This is a genomic window from Deltaproteobacteria bacterium, assembly GCA_026388545.1.
GTDB lineage: Bacteria > Desulfobacterota > Syntrophia > Syntrophales > UBA2185 > JAPLJS01.
On record JAPLJS010000043.1, the window covers coordinates 29,199 to 45,438 of the forward strand.

Annotated in this window: 16 protein-coding genes; 14 read left to right on the top strand and 2 right to left on the bottom strand. The window is 47.1% G+C overall.

Going from position 1 to position 16,240, the window contains the following annotated elements:
• The first annotated feature begins 201 nt into the window (after positions 1-201).
• Positions 202-855, top strand: coding sequence for a lactate utilization protein (locus tag NTW12_04460; GenBank protein ID MCX5845598.1), 654 nt, complete (start codon positions 202-204; stop codon positions 853-855).
• A gap of 22 nt (positions 856-877) precedes the next feature.
• A complete protein-coding gene (locus tag NTW12_04465) occupies positions 878-1,852 on the top strand; it encodes a polyprenyl synthetase family protein (GenBank protein MCX5845599.1) in 975 nt (324 codons plus the stop codon).
• A 73-nt stretch (positions 1,853-1,925) separates the two neighbouring features.
• Here the strand turns inward: NTW12_04465 and NTW12_04470 are convergent, their stop codons facing one another.
• Together NTW12_04470 and NTW12_04475 are read right to left on the bottom strand one after the other, a co-directional pair.
• Positions 1,926-3,500 (bottom strand): NAD(P)H-hydrate dehydratase, encoded by a 1,575-nt coding sequence (locus NTW12_04470; GenBank protein MCX5845600.1) that lies wholly within the window; start codon positions 3,498-3,500, stop codon positions 1,926-1,928.
• Positions 3,501-3,545: 45 nt separating this feature from the next.
• Positions 3,546-3,812 carry a hypothetical protein gene (locus NTW12_04475; protein MCX5845601.1) on the bottom strand — a complete coding sequence of 89 codons (267 nt, stop codon included), beginning with the start codon at positions 3,810-3,812 and terminating at the stop codon, positions 3,546-3,548.
• 162 nt (positions 3,813-3,974) lie between these two features.
• Here NTW12_04475 and NTW12_04480 point away from each other — a divergent pair, with 162 nt between their 5' ends.
• From NTW12_04480 to NTW12_04535, 12 genes are all read left to right on the top strand, one after another.
• Positions 3,975-4,310 (top strand): type II toxin-antitoxin system RelE/ParE family toxin, encoded by a 336-nt coding sequence (locus NTW12_04480; protein MCX5845602.1) that lies wholly within the window; start codon positions 3,975-3,977, stop codon positions 4,308-4,310.
• An 11-nt stretch (positions 4,311-4,321) separates the two neighbouring features.
• The gene (locus NTW12_04485) at positions 4,322-5,398 is read left to right on the top strand and encodes a helix-turn-helix domain-containing protein (GenBank protein MCX5845603.1); all 1,077 of its coding nucleotides are present in this window, start codon (positions 4,322-4,324) and stop codon (positions 5,396-5,398) included.
• A gap of 133 nt (positions 5,399-5,531) precedes the next feature.
• Positions 5,532-6,458 carry a toll/interleukin-1 receptor domain-containing protein gene (locus NTW12_04490; protein ID MCX5845604.1) on the top strand — a complete coding sequence of 309 codons (927 nt, stop codon included), beginning with the start codon at positions 5,532-5,534 and terminating at the stop codon, positions 6,456-6,458.
• Between the two features lie 309 nt (positions 6,459-6,767).
• Complete coding sequence (locus NTW12_04495) at positions 6,768-8,837, top strand: AAA family ATPase (GenBank protein ID MCX5845605.1); 2,070 nt, start codon at positions 6,768-6,770, stop codon at positions 8,835-8,837.
• Positions 8,834-10,603: an ATP-dependent helicase gene (locus NTW12_04500; GenBank protein ID MCX5845606.1), complete on the top strand. Its 1,770-nt coding sequence runs from the start codon at positions 8,834-8,836 to the stop codon at positions 10,601-10,603. The genes NTW12_04495 and NTW12_04500 overlap by 4 nt, the downstream gene beginning before the upstream one ends.
• A 36-nt stretch (positions 10,604-10,639) precedes the next feature.
• Positions 10,640-10,996, top strand: coding sequence for a hypothetical protein (locus NTW12_04505; GenBank protein ID MCX5845607.1), 357 nt, complete (start codon positions 10,640-10,642; stop codon positions 10,994-10,996).
• A gap of 41 nt (positions 10,997-11,037) precedes the next feature.
• Positions 11,038-12,600, top strand: a complete 1,563-nt coding sequence (locus NTW12_04510) for an Eco57I restriction-modification methylase domain-containing protein (GenBank protein ID MCX5845608.1) — start codon at positions 11,038-11,040, stop codon at positions 12,598-12,600.
• Positions 12,587-12,997 carry a hypothetical protein gene (locus NTW12_04515; GenBank protein ID MCX5845609.1) on the top strand — a complete coding sequence of 137 codons (411 nt, stop codon included), beginning with the start codon at positions 12,587-12,589 and terminating at the stop codon, positions 12,995-12,997. Before NTW12_04510 ends, NTW12_04515 begins: the two co-directional genes overlap by 14 nt.
• Before the next feature lie 42 nt (positions 12,998-13,039).
• On the top strand, positions 13,040-13,348 hold the full coding sequence (locus tag NTW12_04520; protein ID MCX5845610.1) for a putative quinol monooxygenase: 309 nt from the start codon (positions 13,040-13,042) through the stop codon (positions 13,346-13,348).
• Positions 13,349-13,430: 82 nt separating this feature from the next.
• Positions 13,431-13,829 (top strand): C-GCAxxG-C-C family protein, encoded by a 399-nt coding sequence (locus NTW12_04525; GenBank protein ID MCX5845611.1) that lies wholly within the window; start codon positions 13,431-13,433, stop codon positions 13,827-13,829.
• Positions 13,830-13,832: 3 nt separating this feature from the next.
• Positions 13,833-14,903, top strand: a complete 1,071-nt coding sequence (locus tag NTW12_04530) for a DUF362 domain-containing protein (protein ID MCX5845612.1) — start codon at positions 13,833-13,835, stop codon at positions 14,901-14,903.
• Between the two features lie 178 nt (positions 14,904-15,081).
• Positions 15,082-16,044, top strand: coding sequence for an ExsB family transcriptional regulator (locus NTW12_04535; GenBank protein MCX5845613.1), 963 nt, complete (start codon positions 15,082-15,084; stop codon positions 16,042-16,044).
• Positions 16,045-16,240 lie beyond the last annotated feature (196 nt).

Genomic DNA, 16,240 nt, shown 5'->3' on the forward strand with positions numbered 1-16,240 from the left:
AAGTGAATAGTGTAGTTCATGTCTTTTGAAGGATGTACGAACAACCTTTTAATGGCAATAGTGTGTGATTTTGACAAGGCAGTTTCTCATGACTTCCGATAATAAAAAATCCACCGTCAAAAGATACAGGCTTGACAAGAAACGCTCATTTCTCCATAATGCCGCAATAGTGAATTATTTAATCAAAGCAGGAGGTGGAGCATGGGTAACGTGGTTGACAGCTTCTGGAAGATTAAGCTCGATGATATCAAAAAATCATTGGAGGCAAATAACTTCGAGGTATTTGTGGTAGAAAATACCGCTGAAGCAAAAAAGATTGTTCTCGAAGAAATTATTCCCAAGACCGGCGCCAAGAGTGTTTCCTGGGGCGGTTCCATGACGTTTATCGCTACAGGGCTTTATGAGGCGCTCAAGAACGATAAGAAAATGAAGGTGCTTGATACCTTTGATAAAACCATCCCGCGCGAAGAGAACTGGGAACGCAGGAAACAGTCGCTCCTGGTGGACCTGTTCATCACAGGAACAAATGCGGTGACTGAATCGGGAATGTTGGTGAACCTTGATATGATAGGCAATCGCATTGGAGGCATTTCTTTCGGACCAAAAGATGTGATCATTCTGGTTGGGAGAAATAAGATCGTAGCGGATTTAGAAGACGCAATGATGCGTATCAAAAACTTTGCGGCGCCGGCAAACGCCATACGATTGGCGCTGAAAACACCCTGTGCTAAAACCTCTTATTGCGAGGAATGCAAAAGTAAGGATCGCATCTGCAACAATTGGGCGATTACGGAAAAGTCCTTTCCGAAAGGCAGGATAAAAGTCGTTTTGATAAACGAGAATTTAGGATTATAAACGAAAAGGGGACCGGACGCTTATGCAGATACAGGATGTCTTCCGCTATTACGGGGATGACTTAAAACGCGTCGAAGAACACATGGAGATGTATCTTCGCTCCGAGGTGCATCTTATACCTGAAATCATCCAGCATCTCATAGGCAGCGGCGGGAAAAGGTTCAGGCCCCTCCTGCTGCTGGCCGCATCCTCTCTCTGTGGTTACAGGGGAGAAAAAAGATACCCCTTATCCGCCGTGATTGAATTCATCCATACAGCCACGCTGCTGCATGATGATGTAATCGATGCAGCAACAACGCGGAGGGGTAAAATTTCGGCGAATAATGTATGGGGGAATGCCGCCAGCGTACTTGTGGGTGATTTCCTCTATTCCAAATCCTTTAAACTGATGACGGAGCATGGCAACCTTGCCGTCATCAAACTCCTCTCAACAACGACAAACACCATGTCGGAAGGGGAAGTTTTTCAGCTTGTAAAGTGCGGCGACATCAATATAAACGAAAAAGAATACCTTACCATTATCGAGAAAAAAACGGCAATCCTCATCTCTGCAGCCTGTGCGGTGGGCGGGATTCTCGGCAGCGCATCAGATACTCAGATTGAGGCCCTGACCCGGTTCGGTATGCGCCTCGGCTCTGCCTTTCAGATAACCGATGACACCCTCGATTATGTTGCAAAGGAAGAAGAATTTGGAAAGGCCATCGGTAAGGATATTGAAGAAGGTAAAATAACCCTTCCCCTTATCCGTACCATGAAAAAATGTACACCCGAAGAGAAAAACATAATCAGAAGAGCTGTTGAGAATAAAGAAAAGGATGGACAGGTCATCTCAGATATTCTTTCTCTGATTCACCGTTATGACGGCATCAACTATTCCCTCAACAAGGCGAAGACATATATTGACGAGGGGAAGGAATTTCTTGAATCTTTTGAAGATTCTGAACCCAAAGCATCACTGCTTGCAATATCAGACTACATTATTGAAAGAAGGTTATAAACTTCCTCCATTTCCCTCTCCCCTGCGGGATAGGGTGAGGGGCTTAAACAAACGACCAGTGACCATTGTCTTCTTACACTACACAAGGTCCCTCGTATATTTCCCTAAAAGCATCAGGAGGGCCTTCTCTATCGTACTTCATGGCAAGGGGGAGATAATCAAGAATATCCTGGGCTGTTATACCGTCTTCACCTTTGTCTGCCGCCGCCAGGTCGCCTGAAAATCCGTGGATAAAGACACCTTTTCTCACCGCATCCTCCAGTGAAAGGCCAAGCCCGAACATGGCCGCAATGGTTCCCGTCAGTACGTCGCCTGAACCTGCGGTTGCCATTCCCGGATTCCCGCTGAGATTGATAAACACGTTCTCATCGGGGTAGCCAATCAATGAATGGGCTCCTTTAAGGACAATAACGGCATGCAGCGACATGGCTGTAAGCTGCAGGATATCTATTTTTTGCTTGTTGATCTCGCCGGTACTTTTCTTCGCGATTCGGGCCATCTCACCCAGATGGGGAGTGAGGATGGTTTCCCCCTTCCTTTCCCTGATCATCTCCAGTTCATTCGCAATAGCCGTAATTCCGTCTCCATCGATGAGGATGGGCTTTTTGATAGCCCTCACGAGTTCCCTGACCAGTTGCTGCGTTTCAGCATCCAGAGACAGACCCGGTCCGATGACGACCATATCCATTTTTTCCGAGAGTTCAACCAGGCTGTCTCTATTTTCCAGTGCGAGGCTCCCTGTTTTTGTTTCTTTCTGAGGGACAAAGACAATCTCGCTTCCCTTCGTGGCAATGAACGGTGTTATCGATACAGGTGCGGCAAGACGGGCATAGCCGCCACCGGCCTTTAAAAACGATAAGGCGGAAAAATACGGCGCACCAAAGTAAGATGCGGCGCCGGCGATAAAGAGCACCTCTCCCATGCCTCCTTTATAGACGTCTTTCTCCCGGCGTGGAAGCGGCACATAATCGTTGATCTGTATCTTGATGGCATCGCCGTTATGGAGGGAAGGCGGAAAAGAAATATGAGTAACGTAGAGTTTTCCGCCAAGATCATATCCGGGATAAAGCATGTTTCCGATCTTGGGTAGACCGAAAGTGACCGTATAATCGGCCTTTACCGCCACCCCCATGATCTCTCCCGTGTCGCCGTGAACGCCGGAGGGGATATCAAGACTGAGAACTACTTTGCCGCTCTCATTAATCAACTGAATCACCTCTTTATAGAGGCCCACCGCCTCCCGATCGAAACCTGTGCCAAAAAGCGCATCCACAATACTGTGACAGTGGAGGACATCCTTCATTGCCTCTTCGGTAGATTTGATTATCCTGACTTCAATGGGAAGTTTCGAAATAATGTTCCAGTTGGTCCTGGCTGCCCCCTTATACTTCTCCGGATCTCCTGTGATGAATACCTTGACCAGTCCGCCATTGCTGTGAATCTTCCGCGCGACGACAAGGCCGTCACCACCGTTGTTGCCGACACCGCAGAAAACAATGAATTTCTTGTTTCTTATGCCGATCTCCTGCTCCAGGACAAACGCCGATGCCAACCCTGCATTCTCCATGAGAATCTCTTCCGGTATATCAAGCTTTTCGACTGCAAACCGGTCCATGTACCTCATATTACCGACTCTGCTGACTTTCATTTCTCAAACCTCTTTAATCAATGTTACCGGTTTAAGTCCCGCCCCCTAATCCTCTCCCGCTAATTTCTCTTCCTTGATGGGAGGGGCTTGAGGAAGGGTGACCATTTTCCCTAAAGTCAATGATAGTGCCTCTTTTGCAAGCACGCTGTACTGGAGTGATGATATAATGCATTTACGATTGATTATCAAGGATGATCTTGCAGGAATTGGATACTGAGAAAAAATCGGAAACCAAGCTCCCAGGACTATCTTGTCACTCTGGCCTAGCGCCGCAAACTCCCCAAACCAAAACTCCTTGACATCATTTGCCATTCGCATCATAATCCCTCCAAATTGGTAGACAGTTCCATCAGAATTCATGTTTGAAATTACCCGGAGGTAGTAGGGATATCACAATTTGTTATCTCCAAAGAAGAATAGAATATCAATTTATATTAACACATCATGTTAATTATTACTTGACTTAGCGATGCCATGGATATATACTTCAGGACAAAGAAGCTGCAAAAAATCTGCTCTGAGGAAAAGGAAATGCAGAAACAGCTGGGAATGAAATGCGCAGAGAAACTCAAACAACGGATGATGGAATTAAAAGCAGCAGATGCATTATCCGACATTTCACACCTTCCCCCTTCACGTTGTCATGAGCTGTCCGGAAAAAGAGCCCGTCAGTTTTCTGTTGATATTGAACAGCCTTATCGGCTGCTATTTGTTCCAACAAATAACCCCATACCGCGCCTCAAAGACGGAGGAATTGACAAGCAACGGGTCACTGAAATTGAAATCATTGAAATTACGGATACACACTGAAAGATTAAAATATGAATAGCAAAAGGAAATACAGATTTATCCCGGATTATGCGGTGCCCCCCGGTAAGACGCTCCAGGAGGTAATGGTATCGCTCGGCATGTCCCAGAAAGAGATGGCCACGCGCGCAGGACTGACCGTGCAGACGCTGAACAGAATCTTTAAGGGTGATCAGCCCATTACCCACGAAACAGCCAATCGTCTCGAACTGGTGACCGGTGTACCCGCCCGTTATTGGAACAATCTTGAACTCAACTATCAGGAACAGTTGACCAGGGTTGCAGAACAAAAGCGGATGGCATCCGATTTGGATTGGCTGAAAACCATTCCCACCAAAGAGCTCACAGAACGCGGCTACATAAAGCCTACGAAAGAGGACGTTGAATTAGTCCGGGAAACCCTGGCATTTTATGGCGTCAGCAGCGTCGGGGCATGGCATGGCATTTGGGACGTATCTCCTGTGGCGGCACGTCGTTCCCCATGTTTTGAATCACGACCCGGTCCGGCTTCCGCATGGATCAGGCAAGGCGAATTGCAGACCCAAAAAATAGAATGCAAGCCATATGACAAAGACCGTTTTTATAAGGCTCTAAAAGAGATCCGTCATATGACCCGCGAAGAGCCCGAAGTTTTTGAACCGGAAATGAAAAGGCTTTGTGCAGACGCGGGGGTGGCCGTTTCGCTTGTCCAGGAGATGAAGAATGTGCCTTGGAACGGGGCCACCAAGTGGCTGTCGCCCCAAAAAGCCATGATCCTCCTTTGCCTGAGAGGGAAAGGAGAAGATAAATTCTGGTTCTCATTCTTCCATGAGGCAGCACATGTACTACACGATAGCAAGAAAGACCTGCTGATCAACAATGGCAGCCGCGAGGATCCTCGTGAAGAAAGGGCGGACCGGTTTGCGGCCGAACATCTGATTCTTTCCCGCTACGATAATGAAATCCGTACATACTGCTCTAAAGAAGAAATCATCCATCTGGCCGATAAACTTGGCATCTCGCCGGGGATCATTGCCGGACGCTATCAGTTTCTGACAAAGAGATGGAATTACTTCAAGGATCTAATCAGAACGTTTGAATGGAAGACGTGATTGTCACATGCAAGATAACGATGATTCGTAACGGCATTCTGCAGTTTTGTATTCGATCAGACATCAAAAAGTAGGGATAGAAATAGGAGTTGTATTACTGGAATTTTGTTACATGCGATAAAGAGAGAAAGCAATGGCAAATCAAAAGAGGGACATTTTCATCTGTCATGCCAGCGAGGACAAAGAGGAGATCGTTCGTCCTGTGGTGGAAGCTTTCAGCCAAGCGGGAATATCGTGCTGGTATGATGAGGCGGAAATCAAATGGGGCGACAGCATAACCCAAAAGGTAAATGAGGGGCTGCGTATATCACAATATGTAATCGTTGTCTTGAGTTCAGCTTTTCTTGCAAAGAAATGGCCCCAACGCGAACTCAATGCCGCCCTTAATCTTGAAGCCTCAACCGGCGATGTTAAAGTGCTTCCTCTTCTGGTCGGCACCGAGAGTGAGAAAGCGGCCATCATCGCCAAACTTCCATTGCTGAATGACAAACGATACCTGCCTTGGGACGGTGATCGGAAAAAGATCGTTACAGCGATGCAGAAGCGTCTTGGAAGTGAGCTTGGTTCTAACGATACCAAATCTTCACAGGGCCGTGCCAGCACCCTCAAAATACCCATACCAAAGATCGGGAAAACATTTTCACAAAGAGACAGGGATCTCTTCCTCCGCAACGCCTTCATCGTTGTTAAGCAATACTTCAGAACCGCCCTGGTAGAATTGGAACGCCATTACCAGGAAGCGGAAACAGATTTTATGGAAGTGCACAACTTCAAATTTCTGTGCACGATCTATATCCGTGGTGAAGTTGCCAATCGGTGCAAGATCTGGTTAGGCGGGCTTGCGTCTTCCGACTCGATTGCGTATTATGATGGTCAGTCCAGCATCGACTCTGACAATTCCATCAACGACATGCTCTCTGTGGGAGACAATGAACAGGTTTTGGGATTCAAGCCATCCAGCTTTGGGTTTGGCCGCCAAGAGTATTCAGAAAGGGATATCCTCACGGCCGAACAGGCGGCCGAGTATTTTTGGCGTCGTCTCACAGACAGACTTGGGTAAGGAGGGCCTTCAAAATGATCAAGGTGCGGTTCATTTGTCGAAATTGCGGACACAGGTTTACTGCAGATATATTCGAGCAAGGAGAAGCACAACAGAAGAGACTCCCCACTATTCCAGTAAGGTGTCCAAACTGCCAAAGTAGCGCAGTCGAGCGGGACTGAAGTAAATATAAAGACGTCGAATGGTTTTGCATTGAGCAGTTAGAGCTTGTGAAGAAAAAGATTTGGTTTCATTTTTTTTGGGAATTACCGAGTATTGTTTTCTTGGAATTCCCCCCTAACAGATTGTAAAAGTGGGGTTATATCTGTCATGTATGTGTCAGACATCCGAATTCAGAACTACCGTTGTTTTAATGATGTCTCCGTTAAATTCAAATCCGGGGTCAATGTCATCATTGGTGAGAACAATGCAGGTAAGACAGCGCTCCTCAAGGCGATGGGGCTATTGTTCGACCGCAACAGCCGCCCACGCATGCAGGTATATGACTTTTATCAAGGTATTGAAGATTTCTCTGAGCCACCGAGCATAACAGTAACCGTCACAATTGCTTCGGATCAACATGATACTATCGTGGACAAAGCCCTTGTGGCTACCTGGCTTACTAAGCTGGAATCGCCTTGGGAAGCCCGGTTAACTTATCAGTTTTTCCTTACCGAAGAAGCTATTCCTGAATTCAAGAAAGCAATGGGTATGACTTCCGAGCTATCAGATAGAGACAATTTCTGGAGCATCGTCCAGAGGTATTTGCCGAAATATGTCTCGCGAATCTATGGTGGCACGCTGGATGCACAAATAAAGGCAGAGCCAGAGTTCCTCAATAAGTTTGACTATCAGTTTATAGACGCCATTCGTGATGTTGAGTCAGAGTTATTCTCTGGAAGCAATCCTATGCTAAAGGCTATGTTGCAGCAGGTCTTGGATATTGATGCTTCCGATGATGCTATCCTTGTGCAGAAGGAAATCCAATTTAGAGGCCTGGCCCAACAGTTGACAGCGAGCCTCGTCAACCGCATTCATCTTTCAACCCTCCTTGAGCTTGTCGACAAAATTGGGGCAGAAGATGGAGGCACTCCGAATTTGAGGGGGACGGTCACCGAAAACGATCTTATGACAGCAATTAAACTTTTCATTGAACGAGAAGGGTTGAACCTACCTGCAAACTACAACGGCCTCGGTTACAATAATTTAATCTATATCTCTCTCGTCCTGTCAAGTCTAAAGTTTAAATCTTCTGTGGCACGCCGGGGACCAAACGCTGCCCTCTTTCCTATGCTCCTAATAGAAGAACCGGAGGCTCACCTTCACCCTTCTTTGCAGTACAAGCTCCTCAAGTATATTAGAGGGCGAGTTGAGCGAACAAATGACAGCCGTCAGGTATTCATTACCACCCATTCGACGCATATAACAGCAGCATCTGAATTAGACTCGATCATCTGCATGTGTGCACCGCAAAAGGATCGTGGCGTCCGAATATCCTATCCGGGGCAAGTTTTCCCGGACAATCCTCAAGGAAAAGCCTCCAAGAAATACGTTGAAAGGTACTTAGATGCCACCAAGTCGAACATGCTCTTCGCAAAGGGAGTCATCTTTGTGGAAGGAATAGCCGAGCAGTTGCTGATCCCCTGTTTCGCAGAGTATCTCAATCTTCCCATTGAAGAGAAACACGTTGCTGTAATAGCTGTCGGTGGATCCACTTTCAAGCATTTCCTTCCCCTTTTTGGTGCGGCTCGTTCGCAAGACAAGCGCTCATATGCGCTTGATCGCCTGGTTTCATGCTTGCTTGACGGCGATCCCATGCTGAAGAAGCGAAATGAAAAACAAAGAAGAATATGCTGGCCTTACCAGATTGATCTTACTGACAAGCCTAACAGGTGCTATGCATTCTCCAGTGTGTCTGATCAAACGCAATACTTTCCCATCTCAAGTATTGTAAAAAACCTTGAAATGGCATGTACCGACTGTGCTAACATAAAGATTTATCATGGAACTAAGACACTGGAATATGATTTAGCAGTCGTCAACGTATGCTCACCTATCCTCCTTGACGCAGTCCTCAATAACAACGAGTACCTGCTCAAATATTCCCAAGACCCCACAAGTCATCATACTGAGCTTGTAAACATGCTTGACGACGAAACAAAGTCTGCTCTGGTTGCACTGAATGAGGATACTGATGCCAAAAGCCGGGCAACATTCGCAACATACTACTTGAAATGTATTGAAACCTCCAAGGGTGAACATGCCTTTGATCTAGCGCACAAACTAAAACAAAACCTGGAGGCAGTATCCGAGGATAGGAAGCCCTTTGAAATTCCTACACACATCAGACAAGCCATCCTATGGGTAGCGGGCATTGATCTCAATGGAGTTGATCTATGACAGCTATAGTGATAGATTCCAGCACCGTCTTAGCTGATTTTGACTATCACTTCCGGGTGTTTGCCGGACCTGGAGCAGGTAAAACGTACTGGCTTGTCAACCACATAAGAAATGTAATCAGAGCCTCGCATCGGATAACGCCCGCCTCCTATGTTTCCTGCATATCATATACAAATGTTGCAGTCAGTGAAATTATTAAGGGGCTATGCAATGCATCTGAAAGAACTGAAGTATGCACTATTCACAGCTTTCTTTACAAGAACGTTGTCAAGCCTTATCTTCACCTTCTCAAAGATGAGGCAGGGCAACCACTTGTCAATTACACACTCGTCGACGGACATGACGAACATAGACCCACATTCACTGCTGTAAAGGGCTGGCTTGATTCTGTTGGCGCTAGGCTGGACTTTTATGGCAAACAGGCTGAGATATTTAGATATCTCAAGTCTCTCACTTGGCAACATGACGATAACACTGGTAAGTGGTCACTCAAGACGATGCGCTGGGTCAAACCCGTAGCATATTTGCCAACTTCCAAGTTGGATTCGTACAAGTCATTCTACTGGCGTGAAGGTATTATCGATCATGACGACGTCCTGTATTTTGCCTATCGGATTCTTGAGGAATATCCAATAGCATGTGAATTTCTCAGTATGCGCTTTCCATACCTGTTCATTGATGAGTTTCAGGATACGAATCCCATACAGACACAAGTAGTCAAATGGTTGGCTGAACAGAACACACTGGTTGGGGTCATAGGAGATGTAGAGCAATCTATATATAGCTTCCAAGGTGCAAAACCAAACGATTTTAACTACTTTAGTCTACCAGGACAAATTGATTACATGATGAATGATAATTGGCGTAGTACAGATTACATAATCAGTCTTCTTAACCATGTTCGCGGAGATGGTATTGCACAGAAGGGCCTTCGCCAAGTTGCTGGGGAACCAGTGAGGATATACATTGGCGACGTCAAGAACGTGGTCCCCTACTTACACAGTCAATTGTCTCCGGGAGTCCAGCTGGTAATCCTTACCCGGAAAAATGACGAGGCATCCAAAATTAGGAGATTAGATTCCTCACAGGTCGATGACTTGTGGGATCAAATGGCCGGAATAGATCCCAACCGTTCCCATTTTCTCGAGCATCTGATAGCTGCGGGTGAAATGGCAAAGCTCCAGCGTTATTCAATAGCTATCACTAAGCTTATTCGTGGAATTCGAATGAGCAAGGGGGTTTTCAAGGACCCTTTGAAACTCAACAGAAATGTGACCAATTTGGAACGTAGGGGAATTGCTGTTTCACTGATGCACTTCATCGTAAATAACTATTCATATCTCTTTCATGCCTCCCTCTTAGATACATACCAGCAGATCACTAAAAGCCTCTCGGCTACTGTGAACGGACTGTCCTTAACTGCTATCAGGACAGGTAAATTTCGGGATTTTGCAGTTTCGACAACCTATGGAATGTTGGCAGATGCTCTTCGCTTACCAGACGAAACACGGACCACGCGAACCATACATCAGGCCAAGAGTTCAGAATTCAGCAATGTGTTAGTATCGTTACATGATAAAGCACAGATTGACCATATTGTTGACCCTCAGAAGGGAAGAAGTGATACAGATGCTGAGGAAAAAAGAATTACATACGTTGCCCTTAGTCGTGCACGTGACAGGCTATCGATTTCAATACCCGAACTTTCCGAAGGAGACGAGAAACGCTTACGGGAGTTAGGTGCTGAAGTTGTTCGATTGGATTAGTTGTAACCAAGATATTTAAACTCATAAGGTCAATTTATGAGGAAAAGGAAAGCGGATGCAAGCAAGGCCGGGGAAAATGTTGTTGATTACCGGTATAAGACGGTCACGCGGCTGAATATTCCGTCGGCGGGGTTGGAGGCGCGGGGGGAGATTGCCAGGGAAAAGCGGATCAAATGCGCCTATAATCCACATCTTGCGCCTGCATTGCGGTTCGACGGTACCGGCAGAGCCGACGATATCGAAAAGCTCATCGACGAGGCAGGGAAGAGGCAGCGGGGGCCGGAGGAACTGGCGAGTCTTAAAGAATCTCTCCGCAGTCATGAGCCCTGGCTGGAATGGGCGGGCATAGCCTGCGGTTTTACCAGCCTTTTGACGTATCATCAGGCTATATAAAAGAACGGAATATAAGCAACCTCGACTACAGTATATATAATATGACGGTTCAACTCTTAGATATAATGGATAATGTTCGCAAGTCGTTAAACGGTAGCACGTGTCGTCATGAACGCTCGCGTATAGGGCAGTTCTTGACGCCTGTTACTATTGCGCGGTTTATGGCATCGTTGTTTGAGCTTGAGAGGGAGAATGTGCGGGTTCTGGATGCAGGTGCTGGGGCGGGTGTGCTATTTGCGGCGCTTGTGGAAACGCTAATTTCAAGCAGACATCGTCCCTTTTCAATTGAAGTAATTGCATACGAAAACGACAGGCAGATTCTTCCCGAATTAAAAGAAACAATGAACCGTTGCGAGAATGCCTGCAAGGAAGTCGGCATTACCTTTCAAAGCGAGATACGGACAGAGGATTTTATCACTGCTGCCATAAAGCAGACAGAAGAAGGGTTGTTCGCTGTTCAGGGAGAGCGTTTCACACATGCAATCCTGAATCCACCCTATAAGAAGATCAACGGGTTATCCACTACACGCAGATTGCTTGATTCAGCGGGGATCGAAGTATCGAACCTTTATGCTGCGTTCGTCTGGTTATCGGCACGGATGCTGACGTCTGGGGGGGAGTTGGTGGCAATTACACCCCGAAGCTTTTGCAACGGCCCCTATTTCCGCCGGTTTCGCTTTGCACTGCTTGATATGATAAGCCTGCGGCGTATCCATGTTTTTGAGTCGCGCAAAAAGGCTTTTGGGGACGACGACGTGCTCCAGGAAAATGTGATTTACTATGCCGTTCAGGGCGCAGGAAAACCAGAACGATTGACAATCTCATCATCCGAAGGTGCATTTTTCGAAAATGCGACCATCCGTTCAGTACCATTCGAGTACGTGGTGTTGCCGGACGACCGTGATGCCTTTATCCATCTGGTGAAAGATAATAAAGATAATCAGGTGATGGATAGAATGGGGTACTTTACGACATCACTCGACGAGCTTAGGTTAGACGTCTCCACCGGGCGCGTAGTGGATTTTCGTGCGAGGGAATATCTTCGTCCTCAACCTGAAGAAGGAACCATGCCGCTTGTCTATCCCTCCCATTTTCAGAATGGGTTTGTGAACTTGCCGCTGAAGGTAGGAAAGAAACCAAGTGCAATTGTGGTTTCGGAGCAAACGGAAGATTTAATGGTGGAATCGGGATATTATGTCCTCACAAAGCGTTTCTCATCAAAAGAAGAACGTCGCCGTGTGGTAGCGGCAATATATGATCCGTGCAGAATTAATGCGCCGTTTGTCGGGTTTGAGAACCATTTGAATTATTTTCATGCAATCGGGGTAGGGCTGTCTGAAATTTTGGCAAAAGGCTTGGCCTTGTATCTCAATACATCACTCTTCGACCGATACTTCCGGCTGTTTAGCGGACATACGCAGGTCAACGCCACGGATCTCAAAAAAATGCATTATCCTTCTCGTGAGCAACTAATACGACTCGGTGCGCACGTCAAAGATCGAATGCCGGATCAGGAAACGATTGATGTGATTTTAGAAAAGGAATGCAAGAGTGAGGACTTCCTCGATCGCCGGACCATGATGCAATACCATGGCGGGATTTGAACTTGTGCGCTTTGCAGGTGAGTACTATGACATGAGGCTAATGATGTTTGAGCGAAAACATGAGAAACTGGCGCCGGTATCAGTTTTTGTCAGAAGGATGATCGCATCTGTCCTCATTGCCGGTCTCCTGGTTGCAGTTGCTTTATTTATAGGCATTACAGGATATCACTGGATAGCCGGATTTGGTTGGATTGATTCTCTTCTGGAGGCATCCATGATTCTCGGGGGAATGGGGCCTGTCAATCAGCTTACAACGACATGGTCAAAGATATTCGCTTCAGGGTATGCACTTTTTAGCGGGCTCATGTTTATAGCCGTAATGGGGATAGTTCTTGCCCCGGTTACTCATCGGCTGCTGCATATATTTCATATTGATGAGGCAGATCAGAAGAAATGATGCCTGTGATAAGGTGCTTTATAGAAAGAAAGGGCAGATGATATGATAAATGTAATCGCATCGGTACGCGTTAAGGCCGAAAGCCTGTCTGCGTTTATTGAAATATTTAAGTCTAATGTGCCGGAGGTCAGGAAAGAGAAAGGATGCATCGAGTACTTTCCGGCGATTGATATTGATGCAGAGTTACCCGTACAAAATCTTGATAAGAATGTTGTTACTATTATTGAAAAGTGGCAAAGTCTTGAAGCACTCAGGGCTCATCTTAAAACTACTCATATGATAGCCTATAGGGAAAAGGTCAAGGATATAGTCGAGAGCGTTTCTATCAAAGTACTTCAGGAAGTGCAATGAATGGAGGATATGAATGATTGAGAAGACATCTCGAAGGAGCGGAGAGCTCTTCAAATCTGGTTATCTTTGAGCGGAAAGCGTTCTGCTTTCCGTGGCAGAGAGCAAAAATATTCAATCGGAATTGATCCCGAAAATCGCTACCGGCCTCTGTGGCGGCATAGCGAGGACGAGCGGAATCTGCGGGGCAGTGAGCGGAGCAGTTTTGGCGATAAATATTTTTTATGGCAGAAGCCTGCCGGATGTGCCGTTCGAGAAAAGCTACACTCCTGTTCAGAAATTGATTAAGATGTTTGCGGACACATTTGGCTCAACGAACTGCAAGGAACTCATAGGAGTCGATCTGGCAACCGCAGAGGGCCGTAAGGCGTTTCATGTGAACAATCTGCGTGAGCAATGTGGGAAATATACGGAAGAAGCCACAAGGATGGCAATGTCGCTCATTGAAAATCTTTATAAAATAATAGCTCCAAGCGAGGTATAGACTATGTCAAAAGTAATGATCCATCCCGCTACCTATGAGAATGTCCGGGAGGCTGTCGACCGGGCATTTGATCTATTTCCTCTGGAATTGCGGGGGAAGAAAGTCCTGATAAAACCGAACGTCCTTCGCTCTTCGGAGGCGAGAGAAGGCATTGTCACAAATCCTGCCGTCCTTCGCGCCGTGGTAGAAAAGGTGGAAACGATGAAGCTGGCATCTATCGTCGTGGGCGATAATCCGGGACTTTTCAACTACGGTGCGAATGAGGAATGCTTCAAAATAACGGGCCTGATGGAAGCAGCCAAAGGCTATTACCAAAATATCGGGAACGATTCGCAGAAGGTTGACTTCAATCCCGCCTTCATTCCCACCGTAAGCGTCTCACAGGCTGTTATGGATGCTGATATCGTCATCAGCCTGCCGAAATTCAAAACCCACGGCTTAACCGTCATTACCGGAGCGATTAAAAACAGTTACGGCATTTTGCCCGGCGCCCAGAAAGCATGGCTGCACAAGGAGTCAGGCGGCCCGGAGCGATTCCAGGAAATGCTGGTTGACGTATTTCGCCTCCGGGTGCCAGACCTGTTCATCATGGACGCCGTGGTCGGTATGGAGGGTAATGGACCGGCTTCCCCCGACCTCAGAGACATCGGCCTGATCCTTGCCTCTGACAACGCCGTGGCAATGGATGCCATCGTGGCAACCATGATGGGGTGCGAGCCAGGACGTCTGCGGATCCTTCAGAAAGCAAGGGAATTGGGTTTGGGGGACTATGACCTCAGTACAATTGAAGTCATCGGTGAGTTGAAACCACTGCCTGATTTCAAACTTCCACCGTTCAGCGGCGAAGTGCTGCTTCACAACGAGGCCATTCAAACACTGATCCGCAATCGAATGATCATGCGGCCGAAAGCTGATCCCGAGTTATGCACGGGGTGCGGCGCCTGTGTCGATCAGTGTCCGGTATCGGCTTTGTCAATGAGCGGCGAAAACCTTCCCCAGGTGGACGCCGATACATGTATCGCCTGTTTTTGCTGCCAGGAAATCTGTCCTGAGAAAGCCATTACATTAAGATAAATCGTATTTCATGGTTACCCAAGCCTTTGTGATAATAGGTCCAGTCATTAACAGAGGATATTTTTATAGAACCACCGGATAAATGCCGACGGGCGTACAGCTTTACTATATGGCCGAAGATAACCCATAACGTCAGGCGTTATTCAAAGACTATCACATAAAATGGAGGAGATATTACATGATTAAGGAAATTACTGTGCAGGAGCTTAACACTGAGAGATTCATCGATGAGAAGGTCAAAGAGATCAAGGAAGCTGTCGGGGACGGAACTGCAATCAACGCCCTTTCGGGAGGCGTCGATTCGTCTACTGTTACGATGCTCGGGCACCGAGCCCTGAGAAATAGTCTTAAGACCGTCTTTGTCGAAAACGGTCTCATGCGCGAGGGAGAGCCCGAACAGGTAGCGGGTTTTTTCCGAAAACTCGGCGTCACGGTCGAAATAGTCGATGCGCGCGAAGAGTTCTTTGCCGCACTTAAGGGAATCACGGACCCGGAAGAGAAGCGCGAGGCTATTACCCAGACCTTCTATCGAAACGTATTCGGACGCATCGTCAGGGAAAGCGGTGCGAAGCATCTTCTCCAGGGGACTATCCTGACCGATGTCGATGAAACAATCGCAGGGATCAAGCGGCAGCATAATGTCTTCGAACAGCTCGGTATCGACACTCAGAAGGCTTTCGGTTACCGTATCATTGAACCGCTCGTTCAGCTTCGTAAGGACGGCGTCCGAAAGGTAGGAGAGGCCCTCGGGCTTCCGATCGAGCTATTCGACCGCATCCCGTTTCCGGGACCGGCGCTTTCGGCGCGGGTGATCGGTGAGGTGACGCCGGAGCGCATTGACACCGTCCGTAAGGCAACTGTCGTCGTTGAGAGGTTGCTCAAGGGAACCGGTGCATTCCAGTACATGGCGATCCTTCATGAAGACCGTGTGACCGGCATGCGTGACGGCAAACGCGATTTTGGTCAGCAGATCGAGGTGCGCTGCTGGGAGAGCATTGACGCCCGTATTGCGACACCGACGCGGCTTTCGTTTGAAATTCTTGAGAAGCTTGCCCAGGATATTATCCGTGAGGTGCCCGGCATCGTCAGCGTCACGTACAATATAGCTTCGAAGCCACCCTCAACGATTGAGGCGGTCTGACGGTAGTTTTGTATTCAAATGGAAAAATGATAAACTCACAAGAATTATGAAAAAAACCCTCTCCCTTGATGGGAGAGCAACTGTGTTAGGTGTCAAGTGTTTTTTTAAACTGGTAACTCCTTCCAAGTGCTATGGTTTTTTAGCATGGTGTTCAGGATTACCAACAACTTTCTCATACAGGCGGTCAACGCAACTT

What these genes read in the sequence shown, in the direction of transcription:
- NTW12_04535 (MCX5845613.1), top strand. Translation starts at nt 15,082, where the DNA reads ATGATTAAGGAAATTACTGTGCAGGAGCTTAACACTGAGAGATTCATC.
- NTW12_04475 (MCX5845601.1), bottom strand. Translation starts at nt 3,812, where the DNA reads ATGGCAAATGATGTCAAGGAGTTTTGGTTTGGGGAGTTTGCGGCGCTA.
- NTW12_04500 (MCX5845606.1), top strand. Translation starts at nt 8,834, where the DNA reads ATGACAGCTATAGTGATAGATTCCAGCACCGTCTTAGCTGATTTTGAC.
- NTW12_04470 (MCX5845600.1), bottom strand. Translation starts at nt 3,500, where the DNA reads ATGAAAGTCAGCAGAGTCGGTAATATGAGGTACATGGACCGGTTTGCA.
- NTW12_04505 (MCX5845607.1), top strand. Translation starts at nt 10,640, where the DNA reads ATGAGGAAAAGGAAAGCGGATGCAAGCAAGGCCGGGGAAAATGTTGTT.
- NTW12_04485 (MCX5845603.1), top strand. Translation starts at nt 4,322, where the DNA reads ATGAATAGCAAAAGGAAATACAGATTTATCCCGGATTATGCGGTGCCC.
- NTW12_04495 (MCX5845605.1), top strand. Translation starts at nt 6,768, where the DNA reads ATGTATGTGTCAGACATCCGAATTCAGAACTACCGTTGTTTTAATGAT.
- NTW12_04530 (MCX5845612.1), top strand. Translation starts at nt 13,833, where the DNA reads ATGTCAAAAGTAATGATCCATCCCGCTACCTATGAGAATGTCCGGGAG.
- NTW12_04480 (MCX5845602.1), top strand. Translation starts at nt 3,975, where the DNA reads ATGGATATATACTTCAGGACAAAGAAGCTGCAAAAAATCTGCTCTGAG.
- NTW12_04490 (MCX5845604.1), top strand. Translation starts at nt 5,532, where the DNA reads ATGGCAAATCAAAAGAGGGACATTTTCATCTGTCATGCCAGCGAGGAC.
- NTW12_04465 (MCX5845599.1), top strand. Translation starts at nt 878, where the DNA reads ATGCAGATACAGGATGTCTTCCGCTATTACGGGGATGACTTAAAACGC.
- NTW12_04515 (MCX5845609.1), top strand. Translation starts at nt 12,587, where the DNA reads ATGGCGGGATTTGAACTTGTGCGCTTTGCAGGTGAGTACTATGACATG.
- NTW12_04520 (MCX5845610.1), top strand. Translation starts at nt 13,040, where the DNA reads ATGATAAATGTAATCGCATCGGTACGCGTTAAGGCCGAAAGCCTGTCT.
- NTW12_04510 (MCX5845608.1), top strand. Translation starts at nt 11,038, where the DNA reads ATGACGGTTCAACTCTTAGATATAATGGATAATGTTCGCAAGTCGTTA.
- NTW12_04460 (MCX5845598.1), top strand. Translation starts at nt 202, where the DNA reads ATGGGTAACGTGGTTGACAGCTTCTGGAAGATTAAGCTCGATGATATC.